The organism is Leeuwenhoekiella obamensis (genome assembly GCF_055391795.1).
The window spans coordinates 1878091-1898478 of record NZ_AP029251.1; the positions used below are offsets into that span (position 1 = coordinate 1878091).

At 39.8% G+C, this 20388-nt stretch carries 24 protein-coding genes and 1 tRNA gene; 14 read left to right on the top strand and 11 right to left on the bottom strand.

The window, feature by feature from the left end:
• Positions 1-89: 89 nt before the first annotated feature.
• The gene (locus ACZ5L8_RS08360) at positions 90-935 is read right to left on the bottom strand and encodes a DUF2911 domain-containing protein (protein ID WP_464440853.1); all 846 of its coding nucleotides are present in this window, start codon (positions 933-935) and stop codon (positions 90-92) included.
• 211 nt (positions 936-1146) lie between these two features.
• Here ACZ5L8_RS08360 and ACZ5L8_RS08365 point away from each other — a divergent pair, with 211 nt between their 5' ends.
• The 4 genes from ACZ5L8_RS08365 to ACZ5L8_RS08380 all read left to right on the top strand — a co-directional run bounded on the left by ACZ5L8_RS08365 (position 1147) and on the right by ACZ5L8_RS08380 (position 4094).
• On the top strand, positions 1147-1515 hold the full coding sequence (locus tag ACZ5L8_RS08365) for a hypothetical protein (protein WP_464440855.1): 369 nt from the start codon (positions 1147-1149) through the stop codon (positions 1513-1515).
• A 95-nt stretch (positions 1516-1610) separates the two neighbouring features.
• The gene (locus tag ACZ5L8_RS08370; protein ID WP_462597818.1) at positions 1611-2075 is read left to right on the top strand and encodes an SRPBCC family protein; all 465 of its coding nucleotides are present in this window, start codon (positions 1611-1613) and stop codon (positions 2073-2075) included.
• Positions 2076-2078: 3 nt separating this feature from the next.
• The gene (locus ACZ5L8_RS08375) at positions 2079-2780 is read left to right on the top strand and encodes an SDR family NAD(P)-dependent oxidoreductase (RefSeq protein WP_464440856.1); all 702 of its coding nucleotides are present in this window, start codon (positions 2079-2081) and stop codon (positions 2778-2780) included.
• Complete coding sequence (locus ACZ5L8_RS08380; protein ID WP_464440857.1) at positions 2781-4094, top strand: cryptochrome/photolyase family protein; 1314 nt, start codon at positions 2781-2783, stop codon at positions 4092-4094.
• On the opposite strand, the gene ACZ5L8_RS08385 is transcribed toward ACZ5L8_RS08380, so the two are convergent.
• Positions 4091-4825, bottom strand: coding sequence for a class I SAM-dependent methyltransferase (locus ACZ5L8_RS08385; RefSeq protein WP_464440858.1), 735 nt, complete (start codon positions 4823-4825; stop codon positions 4091-4093). The two genes, ACZ5L8_RS08380 and ACZ5L8_RS08385, sit on opposite strands and share 4 nt — an antisense overlap.
• Before the next feature lie 131 nt (positions 4826-4956).
• Here ACZ5L8_RS08385 and ACZ5L8_RS08390 point away from each other — a divergent pair, with 131 nt between their 5' ends.
• Both ACZ5L8_RS08390 and ACZ5L8_RS08395 read left to right on the top strand, forming a co-directional pair.
• Positions 4957-5193, top strand: a complete 237-nt coding sequence (locus tag ACZ5L8_RS08390; protein ID WP_464440860.1) for a hypothetical protein — start codon at positions 4957-4959, stop codon at positions 5191-5193.
• Positions 5178-5480 carry a type II toxin-antitoxin system RelE/ParE family toxin gene (locus ACZ5L8_RS08395; RefSeq protein WP_464440861.1) on the top strand — a complete coding sequence of 101 codons (303 nt, stop codon included), beginning with the start codon at positions 5178-5180 and terminating at the stop codon, positions 5478-5480. The genes ACZ5L8_RS08390 and ACZ5L8_RS08395 overlap by 16 nt, the downstream gene beginning before the upstream one ends.
• Positions 5481-5488: 8 nt before the next feature.
• Here the strand turns inward: ACZ5L8_RS08395 and ACZ5L8_RS08400 are convergent, their stop codons facing one another.
• Positions 5489-6175, bottom strand: coding sequence for an ATP-binding cassette domain-containing protein (locus ACZ5L8_RS08400; protein WP_464440863.1), 687 nt, complete (start codon positions 6173-6175; stop codon positions 5489-5491).
• A complete protein-coding gene (locus ACZ5L8_RS08405; RefSeq protein ID WP_464440865.1) occupies positions 6172-6462 on the bottom strand; it encodes a hypothetical protein in 291 nt (96 codons plus the stop codon). The genes ACZ5L8_RS08400 and ACZ5L8_RS08405 overlap by 4 nt, the downstream gene beginning before the upstream one ends.
• Positions 6463-6599: 137 nt before the next feature.
• On the opposite strand from ACZ5L8_RS08405, the gene ACZ5L8_RS08410 reads away from it, so the two are divergent.
• Both ACZ5L8_RS08410 and hutH read left to right on the top strand, forming a co-directional pair.
• Positions 6600-7121, top strand: coding sequence for a 5' nucleotidase, NT5C type (locus ACZ5L8_RS08410; RefSeq protein ID WP_464440867.1), 522 nt, complete (start codon positions 6600-6602; stop codon positions 7119-7121).
• A gap of 140 nt (positions 7122-7261) precedes the next feature.
• Positions 7262-8836 carry a histidine ammonia-lyase gene (gene hutH / locus ACZ5L8_RS08415; protein WP_464440868.1) on the top strand — a complete coding sequence of 525 codons (1575 nt, stop codon included), beginning with the start codon at positions 7262-7264 and terminating at the stop codon, positions 8834-8836.
• Between the two features lie 32 nt (positions 8837-8868).
• Here hutH and murA read toward each other — a convergent pair whose 3' ends face one another.
• The 3 genes from murA to ACZ5L8_RS08430 form a co-directional block, all read right to left on the bottom strand.
• Positions 8869-10182, bottom strand: coding sequence for a UDP-N-acetylglucosamine 1-carboxyvinyltransferase (gene murA / locus ACZ5L8_RS08420; RefSeq protein ID WP_464440870.1), 1314 nt, complete (start codon positions 10180-10182; stop codon positions 8869-8871).
• Between the two features lie 18 nt (positions 10183-10200).
• Positions 10201-10839 (bottom strand): DUF4290 domain-containing protein, encoded by a 639-nt coding sequence (locus ACZ5L8_RS08425; protein WP_464440872.1) that lies wholly within the window; start codon positions 10837-10839, stop codon positions 10201-10203.
• Positions 10840-10960: 121 nt separating this feature from the next.
• On the bottom strand, positions 10961-11251 hold the full coding sequence (locus ACZ5L8_RS08430) for a DUF493 family protein (RefSeq protein ID WP_464440873.1): 291 nt from the start codon (positions 11249-11251) through the stop codon (positions 10961-10963).
• A gap of 108 nt (positions 11252-11359) precedes the next feature.
• Here ACZ5L8_RS08430 and ACZ5L8_RS08435 point away from each other — a divergent pair, with 108 nt between their 5' ends.
• The 5 genes from ACZ5L8_RS08435 (at position 11360) to ACZ5L8_RS08455 (ending at position 15882) form a co-directional block, all read left to right on the top strand.
• Positions 11360-11896, top strand: coding sequence for an AAA family ATPase (locus ACZ5L8_RS08435; RefSeq protein ID WP_462597807.1), 537 nt, complete (start codon positions 11360-11362; stop codon positions 11894-11896).
• Positions 11896-13800 (top strand): RecQ family ATP-dependent DNA helicase, encoded by a 1905-nt coding sequence (locus ACZ5L8_RS08440; RefSeq protein ID WP_464440875.1) that lies wholly within the window; start codon positions 11896-11898, stop codon positions 13798-13800. Before ACZ5L8_RS08435 ends, ACZ5L8_RS08440 begins: the two co-directional genes overlap by 1 nt.
• Positions 13797-14750, top strand: a complete 954-nt coding sequence (gene fmt, locus ACZ5L8_RS08445; protein ID WP_464440877.1) for a methionyl-tRNA formyltransferase — start codon at positions 13797-13799, stop codon at positions 14748-14750. The genes ACZ5L8_RS08440 and fmt overlap by 4 nt, the downstream gene beginning before the upstream one ends.
• Before the next feature lie 185 nt (positions 14751-14935).
• Positions 14936-15208: an HU family DNA-binding protein gene (locus tag ACZ5L8_RS08450; protein WP_462597804.1), complete on the top strand. Its 273-nt coding sequence runs from the start codon at positions 14936-14938 to the stop codon at positions 15206-15208.
• A gap of 110 nt (positions 15209-15318) precedes the next feature.
• Positions 15319-15882 (top strand): YqgE/AlgH family protein, encoded by a 564-nt coding sequence (locus ACZ5L8_RS08455; protein WP_464440880.1) that lies wholly within the window; start codon positions 15319-15321, stop codon positions 15880-15882.
• A gap of 2 nt (positions 15883-15884) precedes the next feature.
• Here ACZ5L8_RS08455 and ACZ5L8_RS08460 read toward each other — a convergent pair whose 3' ends face one another.
• Positions 15885-16724, bottom strand: coding sequence for an aminotransferase class IV (locus ACZ5L8_RS08460; protein ID WP_464440882.1), 840 nt, complete (start codon positions 16722-16724; stop codon positions 15885-15887).
• Positions 16725-16780: 56 nt separating this feature from the next.
• On the bottom strand, positions 16781-17173 hold the full coding sequence (locus ACZ5L8_RS08465; protein WP_462597801.1) for an START-like domain-containing protein: 393 nt from the start codon (positions 17171-17173) through the stop codon (positions 16781-16783).
• A 246-nt stretch (positions 17174-17419) separates the two neighbouring features.
• Here ACZ5L8_RS08465 and ACZ5L8_RS08470 point away from each other — a divergent pair.
• Positions 17420-17493: transfer RNA gene (locus ACZ5L8_RS08470), tRNA-Met, on the top strand.
• 112 nt (positions 17494-17605) lie between these two features.
• On the opposite strand, the gene ACZ5L8_RS08475 is transcribed toward ACZ5L8_RS08470, so the two are convergent.
• Both ACZ5L8_RS08475 and ACZ5L8_RS08480 read right to left on the bottom strand, forming a co-directional pair.
• The gene (locus ACZ5L8_RS08475) at positions 17606-18481 is read right to left on the bottom strand and encodes a sugar phosphate isomerase/epimerase family protein (protein ID WP_464440883.1); all 876 of its coding nucleotides are present in this window, start codon (positions 18479-18481) and stop codon (positions 17606-17608) included.
• An 89-nt stretch (positions 18482-18570) separates the two neighbouring features.
• Positions 18571-20379 carry a cytochrome-c peroxidase gene (locus ACZ5L8_RS08480; protein ID WP_464440884.1) on the bottom strand — a complete coding sequence of 603 codons (1809 nt, stop codon included), beginning with the start codon at positions 20377-20379 and terminating at the stop codon, positions 18571-18573.
• Positions 20380-20388 lie beyond the last annotated feature (9 nt).

Here is a 20388-nt window from a genome sequence, read left to right on the forward strand (position 1 = left end):
AAGGCTCAACTTTTATGTAATATTTTGTTACAAAATAAAAACCGCCCCAAAAAGGGCGGCTCCTAATTTACAATCATTCACATCCAGAATTATTTAGCTCCCCAATCTTTCAAGGCTTGCTCATTCATTCTGATATAATCTTTGTTACCAGCTTTTTTAGCATCTTCTAATGATGCTTTTGCGGCTTCTATTGCGGCTTGTTTGTCTCCGGCTTTCGCCAAAATAAGTGACTGCTGGCGCAATTGCCAGAAACGAGGATTTTCAGTCATCTCCATCGCTTTATCCATCCATTCCTTAGCCTTATTAATATCTTTACCAGCGTTAAGATAGTACACCGCTGCTGAATAATAATCTGCTGCGCCAGGACCATCCATTACACTTTTAATATTATTCATCACCACTTCATCAGTATTCACGATAAATGGAATACCAACGTATGTATTTTCCCAAAGCATACCTAGCGTTGCACCTTCACTAGTAACATCTTCTATTAAAATGGTGAAAGTTTCAAAATTGTAAGGAAGCTTCATACTTTCAGCATTCATGCGAAGCGCTACTTTATCCTCATCAAATTTATTAAGCAACGGATTGCTGTGGTCTGTATAAAATACAATTTCCCAAACCTCTTCTTGCGGAATACTATACATACTGTATGTTCCCGCTGCTAATTCCTGACCTTTGATCTTAACTGGCTTATCAAAAGTGATTTTAGTAGTTGCATTTGCCCCGGTTCTCCATATTTGGCCGTAAGGCAAAATACCTCCAAAGATCTTTCTTCCGCGCATGTTTGGCCTGCTATAATCAACAGATACTTGCGTTAAACCCACGGTTTGTTCTAAACTCGCTGCCGGACTAGCAGCTGGAGTTTCGATCTGCGCATTTGCAGAAAATGCTACAAAAAGAAGCAATAAAAACGATTTGAAAATATATTTCATAATAATTAACGATTTAAAATAATACTGTTGATTTGATTACAAAATTCACAAATTGCTCCATAAAAATAAGAAAATGATAATTATAAAATTTTCTTAAAAATGTTAAGAAAATGTTGTCGTTTTTATCCTTCTATGAATTATTTTAGTATAGTCTGTTTCAGATTGTACTTATACTGGGTTACAATCTCTTGGACGACCCTAAAAAAAAACTATGTCTTCACTAACAGTCACAAATGAGCATTACAATCTTGTAATGCATGAGAATTATGCTGTTGTTTCTTACTTCAACATTGCAGATCTACCTAAATCTGTGATCAATGAAGTACGATCGCATCTGGGCACATATTATGCAAACCGCCATTTTATCTTAATAAACCTTAGGAAAGATCCCGTGAAGATCGACCCTAAATTCTTTAAGTCTGCCATGCCTAATTTAATTGGCGTTGCCATTGTGGCAAGCGCTGGCTACGACAAAGAAACGCTTTGGAAAGAGCAACAAAACTTTAAAAACTCTTACGCCTACTTCACTTCCTTAGAAGATGCAGAAGCTTGGGCAAGTACACATTTACTTCAAATTTAGTTTTTGTTTAACTAAAAAATCATTTCGTTAAACAAAAACTCCTTTTACCTTTACATTATTGGCTTTCGCCAAAGCTAATCTAATGTAAGCAAGGGATGAAGATTTACGAACTGCACAAAAAACAAAATCTGCCAATTAGCCTTGATGAGGCATGGGATTTTTTATCTGACCCAAAAAACCTTAAGACCATAACACCAGACCACATGGGCTTTGACATCACATCCAGTGACATGCGCCCCATGTATCAAGGTCAAATTATTGAATATAAAGTTTCGCCTTTTCCCGGTATCAAATCAAAATGGGTTACAGAGATCACTCACGTAGTTCCTAAAAAGCATTTTGTCGATGAGCAGCGTTTCGGGCCGTATGCTTTGTGGCATCACAAGCATTTTCTCAAAGAAATAGATGGCGGCGTTGAGATGGAAGATTTGATTCACTACAAACTTCCCATGGGAGTTTTTGGCAGAGTTGCGGCACCTTTGGTCAAGAAAAAGCTGCAAGAAATCTTTGAATATCGCAAAGAGAAACTTCTGGAAATCTACGGTCCGTTTAAAAAGTAAATCATGGCAAAAGAAAAAAACATCTTGATGATCGGTGGTTCTAGCGGCATTGGCTTAGCCATCGCACAGCAATTAGCCGCAACACATAACATCATAATTGCTTCAAGAAATGCTGATAATTTAAGCAATTTAGACGTTGAGCATATCACGTTTGATGTTTTAAAAGACGAACTAGAAACTTCAGCTCTTCCAGAAGAAATTCATGGTTTTGTTTACTGCCCCGGCTCAATAAATCTGAGGCCGCAAAAAATGCTGAAACAAGAAGATTACCGGGCAGACATGGAACTTAATTATTTTGGTTTGGTGAAAACCATACAAAAAATCTATCCGCAGCTCAAAAAAGGAAAAGCAAGTATTGTAGTTTTTAGCACGGTTGCTTCAAAACTTGGGATGCCTTTTCACACCAGTATTGCGGGAGCAAAAGGTGCTGTTGAGGCTTACGCCAAAGCACTTGCGGCAGAGTCTGCGCCTACGCTTAGAATAAACATAATCGCACCGTCTCTTACAGACACACCACTTGCCGGAAAATTGCTAGACAACGACGCCAAGAAAGAAAAAATGGGAGAAAGACATCCTTTAAAAAGAGTGGGCACCGCAGAAGATATCGCCAATCTCGCTTGCTTCCTTCTCGAAGATAAAAGCTCGTGGATCACTGGTCAGGTCATAGGTGTAGACGGCGGATTATCAACTTTAAATATCAACTAAATGTCAAAAGATACTATCAATATTTTCTGGTTCAGAAGGGATTTAAGGCTGGACGACAACGTGGGACTTTATGAAGCTTTAAAAGCAGACAATCCCGTGATGCCTATTTTCATTTTTGACAAAGAAATCCTTGACGAACTTCCAGAAGATGACGCTCGTGTTACTTTCATTCATGAGACGCTTCAGGATATGCGCAAGGAACTGCAAGACGATAGCGATAGTAGCATTGCCATGTATCATGGCGAACCTGAGAAAATTTGGCGAAAGCTAATTAAAGACCATGATATTGCTGCGGTTTATACCAATCATGATTATGAGCCTTATGCAAAATCGCGTGACGAAAAAATCAAGAATTTACTTGAGGAAAACGACATTGAATTCCACACCTTCAAAGACCAAGTGATTTTTGAAAAAGATGATATTTTAAAAAATGATGGCGATCCGTATGTTGTGTATTCGCCATACATGAAGCAGTGGAAATCAAAATTTAATCCTGACACGCACTTAAAATCGCATCAAATCGGTCGATATAAAGACAATTACGTGAAGAATTCACGATTACCCAATATTTCTCTAAGCGATATGGGTTTTAAGACTTCGTCATTAAAAGTCCCAAAATTCACTGTGACTTCTCATCTAATCAAAGATTATGAGAAAACACGCAATTTCCCTGCTATAAGCGGTGGGACTTCTCGCCTTGGTCCACATTTACGTTTTGGTACGGTGAGCGTGCGCAAAATGGTAAAACAAGCAAATGATGAGCACAACAAGACTTTTCTTGAGGAGTTGATTTGGCGTGAGTTTTTTATGCAAATCCTGTATCATTTTCCAGATACGGTTAATGAAGCTTTCAAGAAAAAATACGACCGTGTAAAATGGCGCAAGAGCAAGAAGGATTTTGAGAAATGGAAAGAAGGTAAAACCGGTTATGCCATGGTTGATGCTGGTATGCGTCAACTCAACACCACCGGCTACATGCACAATCGCGTGCGCATGGTTGTCGCTAGTTTTTTATGCAAACATCTGTTGATAGACTGGCGCTGGGGCGAAGCATATTTTGCCGAAAAACTTCTGGATTATGAGCAAGCCAGCAACGTTGGCAACTGGCAATGGGCTGCTGGTAGCGGCGTGGATGCCGCGCCTTATTTCAGGATTTTTAATCCTATGACGCAGATTGACAAATTTGATAAAGACAAAAAGTACATCAAAGAATTTGTTGAAGAGTACGGCACAGATGATTATCCTGAAAAAATGGTAGACCACAAAGAAGCTCGCGAGCGCGCACTTAGCACGTATAAAGAAGCGCTAAATTAAAGTCGGCCTACGCGCAGTAATAATGGGAATGTAAAAGTTCGTACTTCTTCATTTCCCCAGGTTTCATCAACTTTATCAGCAATTAATTCTAACGGATTTGAGCCTTTTGCTGCAACATAATGTTTCACCGCAGACCAGGTGTTGAGATATTGCAACATTTGCGATTTAGACCATTGTGTTTTGATTTCAAGATTAGGCACGATTTCTTCCTTAAAGGGAAAAGGAATCGTCTCATAACGGTCGTCCAAATATTTGCGCTCCGCATCCCAATACGGCCTGGTCACATCTTTATAAAAATATTGAATCACAGCATTCAGCGCTCCTGCGGTTTGCATCAATCCATACCCAAAAACCGCAATGCGACCTTCTGGCTTCAAGACCTTTTTTACATTTTCATAAAATCTATCAAAATCAAACCAGTGCACCGCTTGCGCCACGGTTATTAAATCAAATTTGCCTTTCGGCGAAAAGGACTCTTCAGCGGTCTGTTTCTTATAAGTTATGTTTTCAATTTGTGGAGCTTCATTCAATTGCTGCTCGCTTAAATCTGTGGCATAAACCTCACTGAAAGTTTTAGCCAATTCCCGAGCGACTTGACCATTTCCTGTGCCGCAATCCCAAGCGCGATTTCTTTCCGCGACAAGCGAAAACAAATATGTGTAAAGTTCATCAGGATACGTGGGCCTAAACTTGGCATAATCTGCCGCATGACCAGAGAAATTGTCTTTCATAACAAAAGGAATAATCCTATCAATTTACGGAAAAAGAAAATTTTGTCATCTTATAACAACCCCAAAAAACTGGATTTTTTGAACTTAGAAAAAGAATAAGTTATCTTTGATAGACACCGAAACGAAATGAGATGGATTTGCAGGCAGACATAAAATGGATTCATAAAGAGCTTGATAAGGTAAATGACCCAACCCTTATTGAAGCAATTAAAAACATTTTACAATTCAGAAAAAACAATACTGCTGAACGAATTAGTCTTGAACAGTATAATGAAGAACTCGATTTTTCTATCGCCCAAATAGAAGAAGGAAAAACCTACACTCAAGAGGAAATGGTTGAACGTATCAAAAAATGGGCAAGTCAATAAAATGGTCGCATCAAGCGGAAAATGAACTTAATCAGGCATTTTTAGACTTGCTAGAACAAACCGAATCGATTTCTATTACCACAAGAGTTATTACTGAAATTTTTGAGTCCACTTTTATCTTAGCCTCAAATCCTGAAATATATGAACTGGATTCCCTTAAAATCAATAACGCAGGGAATATAAGGGCTTATGAAAAGCATACGTATCGCATTTCATATCTAATAGATGAAAATGACATTTACATTTTAAGAGTTAGATACGCGAGAAAAGAGCCTGTTAAATATTAATTCAGTTTTTAAAGCGAATTCAAATATCCCAAATCCACCAGGTCTTGCATTTCATTTGCATCGTGTAAACGACCATGCGTAAGGACTTTTTTGGCTGTAGCCACATCCCAAACATTCTTGTAATAATGGTCTGTGATGATGATTCCCTTTTTAGGTTTGAGGTCGAGAATTAATTGCGAAATCACCTCTGCATACAGCGGCTCTACCATACTAAAGGGTTCATCAAGAAAAAGAAAAGGATGGTCTAGATTGCCCACCAATTGAATTTCAAGATACCGCCGCTCACCTATGGATAGCTCACCAACTTTCTTCTTAGAAAAACTGCCGAGTCTTGGAGCGTTAAAAATCCTATCCTGCGCTTCTCCCGCCGGATGAAATAGCGGAATCACATTCCAAACCCGCATGGATGCCGGCAAGAAAGAGAATTGCGGCAAATATCCTATCAATTGGTTTTTGATAATCGCGTTATCGCCCAGCTTTCGGTGAGAGCCATTAAAGGTTTTCCCATTGATTTCCATGCTCAAAACATCGGCGTTCATGGTGCCGTAAAGAAGCTTGAGCAAGGTGCTTTTGCCTGTTCCATTTCGGCCGAAAATTCCTAAGATTTCATTTCGCTTTAAGCGAAAATCCACATTATTTAAAATCGTTCTGCCATTAAAATTCTTGCTTACTGCATTCACCACCATCTCACTCATATTGTAAATAGTTTGATGATGAACGCAAAGAGATAATACAGCAAAAATAATGGTGCCATCAGGATGATGTTAAAAAGCCAAGTCTTAAGGATGAGTTGGCGTTTTGTAAAACCTAGGTTATAATACGTGAAATATTCGTTTTTATGAAACTGATTGTAGCCTAAAAGCCCCAGCGGCGTTCCTAAAATCCCAAAGGTTATAATACTAGGCAAAATCCCAGCAAGTGGAATCAAAACGATGCAAAAAGCAAGCGAGAATTTTGTAACGTCAATATAAAATCTAAACATGCTGTTGCTTTTGCGCGTGCCTAAAATACACAATTTAAAATGGATATGTTTTTCGGTTCAATGCTTAATTCTTAAACATTAATTTACCTGCGTTGGCACAAAACTTTTTAAATTGCCAACTTATAAAATTTTGAAGCATGACGATTTTTGTAGATATGGACGAGGTGATCGCAGACACCTATATGGCACACATTGACTGGTACAACCGCGACCTTGACCAATGCCTTACTAAAGAAGAATGTATGGGCAAGGAAGTGTGGCAAGCCATCCCAAAAGAGCACGTAGAATATCTTAGAAACCAGACGAGCATTGATGGATTTTTTAGAGATCTAGCTGTAATCCCGCATAGTCAGGAGGTTCTTAAGGCGCTCAATGACAAGCACGAAGTCTATATCGCATCTGCCGCCATGCAGTTTCCTAACAGTCTCAAGGAAAAGTCAGATTGGCTAGATGAGCACTTCCCGTTCATCCCATGGCAAAACCGCATTCTTTGTGGTCACAAGCATATTTTGCGCGGCGATGTGCTCATCGACGACCGCCATTATAACCTTGAAGCTTTTGATGGTCGCGGCATTCAATTTACCTCTCCGCACAACATCAATACAGATGGTTTTGAGCGTGTTGAGAGTTGGTTAGAAATTGGCGAGAAGCTGCTATAATTTTTTTTGGCTTAAAGCCAAAACCACTCAGATTTTATCAAGTGCGTAGTTCGTCTACAACTCCATTTTAAACTTTTACAGGATCAGCAAATTTTACTCAAAATGATTGCTAATTTTGCATACAATTTAAAAATGGAGATATGGCAAAAGCATCATTTTTCAACTACGGAATAGACCATCTTACCGCTGGAAAAGCCCTTGCAATCGCTCGTGGCGAAATCACCGGCAAACTCACGGATGAATCAGTAGAAAAAATAAATAGAAGTCAGGCAATCGTACAAAAAATAGCTTCTCAAGATGAAGCTGTTTACGGTATTAACACTGGCTTTGGACCGCTTTGTACCACTAAAATCTCTAAAGATGAAACCCTCCAACTGCAGACCAATATCTTAATGAGTCACAGCGTGGGCGTGGGCAATCCCATTGTCCCAGAAATCGCTAAACTCATGATGATCCTTAAGGTTCATGCGTTAGCGCAGGGATTTTCTGGTATTTCTTTAAATACGCTCAACCGCATCATTTGGCACATTGATAATGATGTTGTTCCTGTAGTTCCAGAAAAAGGTTCGGTGGGCGCCAGTGGTGACCTTGCTCCACTTTCGCATTTGTTTTTGCCGCTGATTGGCTTAGGCGAAGTGTATCACAATGGCGAACGCAAAAAATCAGATTCGGTTTTGAAAGATTTTGGGCTTGACCCAGTAGAACTTAGACCTAAAGAAGGTTTAGCGCTCATTAACGGTACGCAGTTTATCGCAGCACATGCCGTAAAAGTGGTTGAAGAACTCAATGCTTTGCTTGATCAAGCAGATATCATTGGGGCGCTAATGCTCGAAGCTTTGCAAGGTTCGGCGAGACCGTTTTATCCTGAACTTCATGAGTTGAGGCCTTACAAAGGAAACCAACTCGTAGCGGCACGAATCAAGAGCTTTGTTGAGGGTTCTGATATTTTGACTTCGCATAAATATTGTGACCGCGTCCAAGACCCGTATTCTTTGCGCTGTATGCCGCAGGTTCACGGTTCATCGCGTAATGCCTGGCTTCATTTAAAAGAATTGCTTGAAGTTGAACTCAACTCGGTTACAGATAACCCGATTGTCTTTAATGAAGATTTGACGATCAGCGGTGGGAACTTCCACGGGCAGCCGCTTGCAATGGCGCTAGATTATGCAGCTTTGGCCGCTTCTGAGTTGGGGAATATTTCTGACCGTCGCGTTTATCTTGCGCTCGAAGGCCGTTATGCAAACGTCCCAAAATTACTACTCAATGAAACCGGAACAAATTCTGGTTATATGATCTTGCAGTACACCAGTGCCGCGCTTGCCAGCGAAAACAAAAGTCTTTGTCATCCCGCCAGTGCAGATAGCATTCCCACATCAATGGGTCAGGAAGACCACGTTAGCATGGGTTCTATAAGTGGTCGCAAGGCGATGCAGATCATTGAGAACGTTGAAAAAATCCTTGCGATCGAATTGCTTACCGCTGCTCAGGCTTTTGATTTTAAAGGAGATTTAAAATCCAGCGAATTCCTAGAGATGATTCACGCCGAAATAAGAAAGCATGTTGATTTTGCTGAGCGTGATAGGGTTTTTGGCGAGGATATCAACATCGCAACTTCATTGATCGAAAACCAAACGCTGGTAAAAATCTACGAAAAAGCTTTGGCTGCAGCCAAATTAGAACAAATAAAAATACACCCGGAAATGCAGGTGTATTAATTTATATTCTAAATATTTTACGTCAGGGCTTCTTAGGAAGTCCTGATAATTTTTGCTCCTATCGCACGCAATCTTCCGTCGATATCTTCGTAGCCACGGTCAATTTGCTCAATGTTATGAATTGTCGAAGTACCTTTTGCGCTAAGCGCAGCAATCAATAATGAAATCCCCGCACGAATGTCTGGCGAACTCATAGTTGTTGCCTTCAAGGTAGATTTAAAATCATGACCAATTACAGTGGCGCGGTGTGGATCACAAAGAATGATCTTTGCTCCCATATCTATTAGTTTGTCAACGAAAAATAATCGGCTTTCAAACATTTTTTGATGCACAAGAACTTCGCCTTTTGCCTGTGTCGCCACAACGAGAATTATACTCAAAAGGTCTGGTGTAAAACCTGGCCATGGCGCATCACTAATGGTCATAAAAGAACCATCAATAAATTTCTCAATTGTGTAACCGTCTTCGTGCGCAGGAATATGGATGTCATCTCCTTTTTTCTCAACGGTGATTCCCAGTTTTCTGAACGTCGCCGGAATCAAACCTAGATCTTCCCAACTCACGTTCTTGATAGTGATATCACTTCTGGTCATTGCTGCAAGACCGATCCACGAACCAATCTCGATCATATCTGGCAAAATGGTATGCTCACAACCGTGAAGTTCTTCAACACCTTCAATGGTCAATAAGTTAGAACCTACACCAGAGATCTTTGCCCCCATGCGATTAAGCATCTTGCACAACTGCTGAAGATACGGTTCGCAGGCTGCGTTATAGATCGTAGTTGTGCCTTTTGCCATCACAGCGGCCATCACAATATTTGCCGTACCAGTTACAGAAGCTTCATCAAGCAACATGTGTGTACCAGTAAGACCTTCTGGAGCTTCAACGCCATAAAAGCGCTCTTCCTTGTTGTAGCGGAAGCTTGCTCCAAGTTTTATCATTCCTTCAAAATGCGTATCTAGTCTGCGGCGACCTATTTTGTCACCACCGGGACGCGGAATGTAACCTTTACCGAAACGAGCTAGCAACGGCCCAACGATCATTATAGAACCGCGAAGACCACCGCCTTCTTTTTTAAACTGCTCACCTTCCAGATATTCTAGATTAAGTTCATCGCTTATGAAGCTGTATTTCCCTTTACCTAGTTTTTGGATCTTTACGCCCAGATTGCTCAATATATTGATCAATTTATTGACGTCAACGATATCTGGGATGTTATTGATTACAACACGCTCTGGAGTTAAAAGCACTGCACAAAGAATCTGCAGAGCTTCATTCTTAGCTCCTTGAGGTTGGATTTCACCTTTAAGTTTGTGACCTCCTTCTATCTGAAATGTACTCATGAAATTTTTTACTGAAGATTAGTAGCGCTTTTTACGACCGCCTTTTTTGCGGTGTCCTCCTTTGTTGTTGTTGCTCTTTTTGTTATTGCTTCTCACCAATTTATGAGCATCTCTAAGATCTTCATCTTTTTTAGCAAGATTGATCTCACCGTTGCTCAACTCTTTAAGGTGTGCAAAGATCACATCATCCTCAACGGTGTCTTTGTTCCAGTTAAGGAAACATTTTTTCATGTGATTTGCAATGGTAAACTCTAGCGCTTCACGCATTTCATTCTTTTCCCATTTTACAGCAACATCTATCATACGTTTGATATTGTTACCATAAAAACGGTATTTAGGATGGTTTTGCGGATAATCTAATGGCTCCGGGCGCTCTTGCAACTTCTCTTTAGACGGCTTCTCAAAAGGAGAATCAACATCTAGATTAAAATCACTCATGATAAAGAGTTGATCCCACAGTTTATGTTGAAAGTCACTTACATCACGTAAATGCGGTTGAAGATTACCCATCACGGCAATAATAGATTTTGCAACCTTATTACGCTCTTCTCTATCTTCTATTTCTGTAGCTTGAATGACCATCTTTTGTATATGACGGCCGTATTCTGGGATAATAAGTCTTTCCCGCTCTGTATTGTATTCTAATTGATCTATCAACTGTAACTATTTAAAGTGAAGCATGCCTTACCCGGCAACGGTTGCAAAATAGCAAAAACCTTTGAGAGGTAAAAGTAACGCTGCTTTTAAAAAATGATTGTTTTTTTGGCTGTAGCCAAAACTATAACGAAATAACTCCCTCTATCTTGCCTACTTCTTTATACTTCTCGATAACGGCATCTGGCGAAAGCATTCTCACATTAATTGAAACGCTGGTATACTTACCATTACGTGATTGTTTTGTAGTGATCACAGCTCCCATATTGTCAAAAGCTGTTTCTATCTCAGCGATCTTCTGCTTGTCTGAAGGTACTATAAATTTATAAAGATATGCGGTAGGCCACTGGTCTGTCTCTGTAAGTTGAGACTTTAATTTTCTATAAAACGCTTCGGGATCCTTTTCTAAACTCATGCAATTTTATTTCTTACAAAGATACGCTTTTGCGACAAGCCTGTAAGAAGTAGTTTTTAAGAATAAAATTTAAGGTTCTACCTTTGCTTTTTTAAAATCATTTTTGGCTTGACCACAAAACGAATCGTAATTATAGGTGGCCCATCTACGGGAAAAACCACATTGATAAACGCAATTGAAAAAGCAGGCTACACCTGTTTTGAAGAAATTTCACGACAAGTGAATAAAGAAGCGCAAGAACAAGGTATAGATTGGTTATTTCTTAAAGATCCTCTTTTGTTCAGTCAGAAGCTTTTTGATAAACGCATTGAGCAATTTCATGATGCAGATGATCATGAAGTTCCTTTTATATTCTATGATCGCGGCCTTCCTGATGTTCCTGCGTATATGGATTTTGCAGATCAAGAATATCCTGATAGCTTTAGAGAAGGATGTGAAAAACATAAATATGATCAAGTCTTCATCTTACCGCCTTGGGAAGAAATTCACACCACTGATGACGGCCGTTATGAGAGCTTTGAAGAAGCGGTTAAAATACAATCTCACCTCATTGAAACGTATAAAAATTATGGCTATCTTCCCATTGAGGTGCCTACTGGGCCTGTGGAAGATCGCATGAATTTTATCTTAAACAACATCAATTAATGCCAGCAACCCCCACCGAAATCTTAAAAAAATACTGGGGGTTTGATTCATTTAGACCCAAGCAGGAAGAAATCATAGCAAGCGTTCTTGATCAAAAAGACACACTTGCACTATTGCCCACCGGCGGCGGTAAATCTTTGTGTTATCAATTGCCTGCGTTGAGTTTAGAAGGTATCACCATAGTTGTTTCTCCGCTCATCTCACTCATGAAAGATCAAGTGATGCAATTGCGTGAAAAAGGCATAAAAGCCATGCACATCGCAAGCGGAATCAACTTTGACGAGCTAAGCACAAAACTGGACAACTGCATTTATGGCGGTTACAAATTGCTATATCTTTCGCCAGAGCGTTTGCAGCAAGAGCTTGTTTTAGAGCGACTAGCAGCAATGAATATCTCACTCGTTGCTATTGACGAGGCGCACTGTATCTCACAATGGGGACACGACTTTAGACCCGCATACCGTAATCCTTCTCGCTTACGCGAAATAATCCCAGACACGCCCTATCTGGCACTTACGGCAACTGCAACAGAGACCGTAGCTCAAGACATTTTGCAACAGCTAGAAATGCCAGAAGCAAACCTGTTTAAAACCTCTTTTAAACGGCCTAATCTTGCGTATATCATTCATGAAGATCAGAATAAATACGACAGACTAGAATACATTTTTAAGAAAAATCCGCAAACGGGAATTGTATATGTAAGAAGCCGGAAGTCGGCGATCTCGTATTGCCAATTCTTACAGCAAAAAGGCATTAAATCTCATTTTTATCACGGCGGTTTGAGTAACGGTGAGCGCGATGAGAAATTTATAGATTGGGCAAATAACAAAGTGCAAGTTATGGTCGCTACCAGTGCCTTTGGGATGGGAATTGACAAATCAAACGTGCGCAGCGTGGTGCACGTAGAACTCCCCGAAAGTATAGAAAGTTACTTTCAAGAAGCTGGCAGAGCGGGACGAGATGGCAATGCTTCTAGAAGTATTTTGCTTTACAGCGAAAGCGATAAACAGCGCCTAAAAAATCAATTTATAAAAGTCATCCCCAGTGTTGAGAATATTGAGTGGGTTTACAAGAAGGTCTGCTCCTATTTTTCAATTGGTTATGGTGAAGGATTTGATGCAACTTACAGGTTCAATTTCATGGACTTTTGCAGCACATATCAGCTCAACACTATTTTAACTTACAATGCACTACAAACTTTAGATCGTAATAGTATTTTAAGACTTTCGCAGGAGTTTTACCGCAAAGCGACATTTAAGATTGATACTTCGCCGGTAAATCTCACCTATTATCTCATAAAAAATCCTGGGATAGATGAGATCGTAAAAACCATTTTACGCACCTACGGCGGGATTTTTGACCAAGCGATGGCGGTAGATCATACCATAATTGCAAAAAAATCTGGTCAACCTGTAAACAAAGTGCATCAAGCCCTAATAAATCTTGAGAAAGACGAGTTAGCCACTTATGATCACAAAAGCTACGATACAGCCATAACGTTTCTTGAGCCGCGAGAAGATAAACACACCATTAACCGCATCGCCCCAGACATTAAAATTCAGAATAAAAGGAAGATAGAGCAGGTAAACGCCATGCTTCATTTTATAGAGAATGACAAAACGTGTAGAAGCATTCAGTTGTTGCAGTATTTTGACGAGGAGACAGCTGAACCTTGCGGAGTTTGCGATGTATGCCAGAAGAAAAAAAGAGATCGTGGCGGTGTCGCTTTCGCGGAAGCAAAAAACGTAATTTTGCTCTTGCTTGAAGAAGGCCCGGCAACCTCGCGCGATCTAGAAATGGCTTTACCAGAAGCCTACCACGGCAAAGTTGTGGTGATCTTAGAGCGACTTCTTGAAGAGAAAAAAATAAGAATAACACCATCTAACAGATACGAACTTTTATGAGGGATTTACGCATAGTTTTTATGGGCACGCCAGATTTTGCTGTGGCCAGTCTTGATGCATTAGTTAAAGCAGGAAAAAATGTTGTGGGCGTGATCACAGCACCAGACAGGCCTGCAGGACGCGGCAGAAAGCTTAAACAAAGCGCGGTGAAGGAATATGCTGTAAATAATGATATTGCTGTTTTACAGCCCACAAATCTTAAGGACGAAGCATTCCTAGAAGAGTTGAAAGGTCTTAACGCAAATCTTCAGGTGGTTGTAGCATTTAGAATGTTGCCAGAGGTTGTTTGGCGTATGCCAGAATATGGAACATTTAATCTGCATGCTTCTCTTTTACCGGCGTATCGTGGCGCAGCGCCTATCAATTGGGCCATAATTAATGGTGAGACAAAAACAGGTGCGACTACATTTTTTATTGACGAAAAGATCGACACCGGCGAAATTATTGATCAGGAAGAATTAGAAATTGGTGCTATAGAAAATGCAGGAAGTCTTCACGATCGCTTGATGAATATGGGAAGCGAGCTGTTGCTTAAAACAGTAAATAACATCGAAGCAGGCGAAGTTGAAACTAAACCTCAACCTAAAGCTGAACAAACACAAACGGCCTATAAACTTACTCGTGAGAATACAAAAGTTGAATGGTCTTGGCCTACGACTAAAATCTTTAATCTTATAAGAGGTTTGAGTCCGTATCCTTCTGCGTGGTGCATGTTGAATAATGGCGAGAAAGACGAAATGGTTAAAATCTACGACGTAGAGATCGTTGATTCGTCTGAGCATAAAATTGAAAACCCCGGAACAATTAAAGTTGAAAATAACTCACTTTTTGTTTCAACAGCTGATGGTATTCTAAAAATTATAGAAATGCAACTTCCTGGCAAGCGAAAAATGAAAGTTAAGGATATGCTTAACGGTTATGATTTTAATGCAGGTGCAATGCTTCTTTAAGGCCCATTAACACTGAGAGTTACCAATATTTTCTTAAAAAGATGCTGGTCTTATCAACAAAAGCCCCGAGTTATCAACAAAACAGGCTATTTCCTGCGCTATTCCTTGCCTGATAGGATAATCCATATAAATTTGTTAGAGTATAAAACAAAGTTTAACCAACATTTAATTTTAAAATTCATATTATGAACAAATCAGATTTAATTGATGCAATGGCAGCAGACGCAGGAATCACTAAGGCAGCTGCAAAGAAAGCTTTAGAGTCTTTTCTAGGTAATGTAGAAGGAAGCCTTAAAAAAGGTGGTCGCGTTTCTCTAGTAGGTTTTGGTTCTTGGAGTGTATCTAAGCGTGCTGCTCGTGAAGGAAGAAACCCACAAACTGGTAAAACCATCAAGATTGCTGCTAAGAACGTTGTGAAGTTCAAAGCTGGTTCAGAACTTTCTGACGCAGTAAACTAAGATAGTTTCAAAATATATTTTTTGAATAGGCCCTTTTTAAGGGCTTATTTTTTTGTCTAAGATTGGCTTATTTAAAAAAAAATGGTAGTTTAGAAGGCAATAAATAAGCTATGCAGACGACCAACAAGCCTACTAAGGGCAACCTTTTAATAGCTGAACCCTCAATTTTAGGCGATATATCATTCAATCGCTCTGTAATTCTTCTTGCTAATCACACAGAGGAAGGATCTGTAGGTTTCATACTCAACAAGCCGTTAAATTTTACCATTTCAGAATTGCTTCCTGAGGTAAATTCACCGATGAAAATTTACAATGGTGGACCTGTAGAGCAAGACAATCTTTACTTTATTCATAAGGTGCCAGAACTTATCCCAAATAGCGTTGAGATCTCTGCTGGCATCTACTGGGGTGGCGATTTTAATACCGTTGCAGAACTTCTTGCTGTAGATGATATTAAAGAAGATGAAATACGTTTCTTTCTGGGTTACAGCGGTTGGGACTCTGACCAACTGGATGAAGAACTCAACACAAACTCTTGGATCGTTACTGAAAATACTTACGAAAAAGAGATCATAGGCAAATGCGTCCCAGACTTCTGGAAGGAAAAAATGATAGAACTAGGCGGTGATTACATCCTCTGGTCTAACGCACCAGAAAATCCGTCAAACAACTAGGTTTAACCTAATCTTGCTTTTGCGTTAAGCTTGCCCAGAAGGTCTTTTGCAACCGTAGATTTGTAAGTCTTTTTGCGATATTTTGTTACTGGTTGTATCCCTACGATCGTATTTGTGATGAATAATTCGTCTGCCTTTTGCAGTTCAAAAGGAGAAATAGAAGCTTCTTCAAACTCATAATCATCAAGCTTACCCAGCATATCGATTAGCTGCTTGCGAATAATCCCTCTTAAACAACCATCTGCTAGCGGTGGAGTTTTGATAACATTGCCTTTTACAACAAATAGATTACCGTTTAAAGCTTCGATCACCATCTTATTTGTATTGAGTAGCAAACAGTTTTGATACCCATTCTCTTCTGCAAAAATGCTTCCGGTGACGTTGATCACTTTATTGGTACTTTTTATGGTTGAAAGTAGATCTGCGCTCACATAATGGTCTTTGTACAGCTCCACTTCATAATCGCCTTCATTAAGCACGTAAAATGAGTTTTCTATGGCTTGCGCCGAAATAAAATACCCCACGCTGTTGTCTTGTGGAAGATAAGTGCCGCCATCGTTTCTATAGACCGTAAGTCGCACGCGGGCAGAACCTGTGTTAAGGCTTTTCGCCGAAAGGTATTTTAAGATCTCTTCTTCTAGAGACTCCATGGTAAACTGCATGGGGATTTCCATACGGATGATGCGCATGGATGCCATTAACCTTAAGTAATGTTCTTCCCAAAAATAGATCTTGCCGCCGCCATAACGCATGGTTTCAAATACAGCGTCGCCATATAATACAGCTCTGTTTTGGCTTGTAAAATCTGGTGTTTCAACTATGTTACCGTTGAAGTTTATCATAAAAAAAATCCCTTTGCAAAAACAAAGGGACAAATATACGGTTTATGTAGGCTTTTTTAAGCTGAACCTATCACGTGTTTTAGCTCTGCGATCTGGTTTTCCCAGAACATCTTACCTTCATCTATCTCATCGTCTTCTGCGAAGTCTGTGATGATAAGCGATACGTCTTTTGTGATCTCATCTACCTGAATGCGTAGTTCAAAAAAGTATAGTTCTCCTTCTTCTACATCATCCATCCATCTAAATTTAATGCGCTCACCACTTTTTTTACCAAGTAATTTTGCCTTTTCTTCTGCTCCATTCCAGATGAATGTGTAGTACTCACCTCTGGAATTTACATTGTCTGCAAACCACTCTGACATCCCTGAAGGCGTTGACATATATTGATATAGTAACGATGGAGATGCCTGAATGGGAAATTCCATCTCAAATTTTACTTTGTCTTCCATTGATTTCTTGTTATGCGAGCCAATATAAATATTCTCTAGTTACTTTAAAAGGATAAGAAAAAAAAATATTTTGACGAATTTCATACTTGTACAACAAACAAATGTTATTATATTTGCACCCGCTTAAGCAAGGCGCCGCTAAGGTGAAGTTTAAGAGACATATTTTGGCGTGGTAGCATATCCCGATAGTTATCGTGAGGTTAGAGCGGCAAGAAAGAAGAAAGAACTTCTATAAAAATCACTTATGGCGTGGTAGCTCAGTTGGTTAGAGCGTCGGATTCATAACCCGGAGGTCGGGAGTTCAAATCTCCCCCACGCTACTTCTAAACCCAGGATTTGTTCCTGGGTTTTTTGTTTGTATATATTTCTACAGAACATAAAAAAACCCATCACGCGGTGTGATGAGGTTTTCTTTTTGGCGAAAGCCAAATATTATAAAAGATAGTTGTTTATATATTTTATGCTTTGCGCTAAACTTTTATAAGGATCCATATCAAAATTCTCCTGCTCGATGATAAGATGTTTTACTCCGCTGGTGTTTCTATTATCAAAGATCTCTTTATAATCTATGGTTCCTGAGCCTATCTCTGTATTGTGCTCATGATTTGTCTTGCTCATGTCTTTAACATGCCAAAGCTCAAATCGCTTAGGGTATTTTTTCATCATTTCTACAGGATCGTAGCCGCCGCGAACTACCCAATAGATATCCATTTCAAAGGTTACGAGCTTTTTGTCTATATTCTCAAGCAAGATCTCAAGACCAGATTTACCTCCCATATCATCAAACTCAAATGCATGATTATGGTAAGCAAACTTTAAACCTGAAGCTTTACAAAGCTCACCGGCTTCGTTAAACTTATCGCCTAGTCGTTTATAATCATCTGCATTTTTGCGCAGATCTCCGCCCATTGCTGGCGCAATAAGATATTCTTGACCTAGCTCGCTTGCAGCGTCAATATTAAATTTGATCTCGTCTGTACTCCCACCTTTTTTCAAGAAAGAGTCCACACCATAATGACCACTAGGCGTGGTGATCCCTGCGCCTTTAAGCATTTTATTAAAGTCGGCTATACTATGACCCCAAAACTGATTTTGCGCAGAGTAGCCATAGGTTTCTACTTCTTGAATGCCTAGTTCTCCCAGTTTTTTGATCGTTCCGGGTACATCCTTACCAATAAAATCTCTCAAAGAATATAGCTGTAAACCTATTTTATGAGCTTTGGTAAAATCTAAAACAGCATGCGGCAAAAGCGATGTAGCTACCAGAGCCATCCCAGACCGCTTAATAAAGTCTCTTCTTGTTGTCATTATGATTATTTGTAATGAACTAACAATTTAAAGAACTTTTGCTAAAAAAATTACTCATCTCATAAATTACCACCAAAAAACTTTGAATATTAATAATTATCAACCTGCGGAACATCATTAAGCGTTTTTACAAACGCAACTAACGCATCCAGATCTTCTTGCGAAAGATCAAGATTATCAAAGGGCAACGTTTGATGCGGCAGATCAAAACCCAGACCGCCACCACCGCCTTTGTTATAAAAGTCCATCACTTCTTCTAGCGTTGCATAAACACCATTATGCATATATGGCGCAGTAAGCGCAACATTGCGTACCGTAGGCGTTTTAAACATCCCTTTGTGTTTATCCTCGCGATACACCACATAAAATCCGGCATCACTGTCCCATGCTGTATTCTCTGCCGTTTCTGGGACACCAATTACTTCTTTTTCGCTTTCGCTGAAAAAAGGTGGCACAGTACCGTTTGTCAACGGAATAAAGTGACAAGTCGCACACAAAGCCTCACCCATGAAAAGATTAAAACCTCTTTTTTCTTGAGCAGTAAACGTATCCTCGTCGCCACGAATGTTTTTATCAAATTTGCTGTCAAAACCTTTTAAAGTCGAAATGTAAGAAGATATCGCACGCACAAGATCCCGGTTTTGTTTTGGTATGCCGCCGTATGCATTTTTAAACAATTTAATATACGTGCTGTCTTGCAAGATCTCATCAGAGAATTGATGCACTTCGCTAGCAAATTCTCTGTCATTTGTAAAAACTGAATTGATCTGACTTAGCAGATCTTCTGATCGCGCATCCCAGAAGAAATTTTGTTGATAAGCCACATTAACCAGCGTTGGCGCATTGCGATCCATCGCTTTGCCAGAATTATCAAGACTTGTTACTTCACCATCCTGGTATGCTTTTTCCGGACTGTGACAAGACGCACAAGCCATGGTCCCAGCTGCAGAAAGATTAGGGTCAAAAAAGAGCTTTTTACCCAGCGCTATTTGCTCTTCAGTGGGATTTTGATTTACAGATGGCGTAAAATAAGTCAGATTAAATGAATCTGGTTCAAAGAACGTAGGCGCATCAAAATTGAACGGAAAATCCTTAGAATCTTCCCACATTCCGCTTGCATCACGCACTTGCTTCCAGGCGCGACACACGGGATTGACATAATCTCTCAAGTAACTAAATCTGTCAAAGTCTTTATTTTCTCCGGTATACGCTTCCGCGAAAGCGACACTTGCATGAACACTTTGTATAAACTGCTCGTCAATGTCTTTGTCAATGTTTTGAATTGAATCTTGCAGAATGATCTCATAAACTTCTCGAAGACCTTTGAGTGAAAGTGCAGCATCTTTTACTCCTTGTGCGCTTACAGGAGTATCAAAGTTTGCCATACTAAAACTCACAATACGCATCAATTGCTGCTGTGTGGCTACAAAAAATCTTTGTGGCGTAAGCTCACGATCTGCAATATTTTTTTGAAGCACATGCATAAGACCCAGCGTCATCTTAACCTCATTATGAAAAGTCTCATCATCTACACCGCCATCATAGAGCGTTTCTTCTAACTTCTGAAGTCCGATGGGTTTTAATACTTTACCATTATCTTCTCTAAAAACAGGTAGTGCTGGCCCGTTAGCTCTGTGCCCCACTTCTGGATTAAGGTAAGAAACATAAGGCTCTGCCAGTTTAAATTCGCGGCGCAGGTTTAAGAATATCTCTTTGTTTTCAGGATCATCTACCGTGTTTTTTTGTAGTTCTTCAAGACCGGCAATGGTGTTGTTAAGATGATCTTTATAATAAGTTCTTGCTGCTTCCCAAGGATTTGCTATATACTCTTCAGAGGTGTTTTTACAGGATAGCAAAGAGAATAGAAGTAGACAAAATAGAATGTGAGTAATGCGCATGAGTGTAGT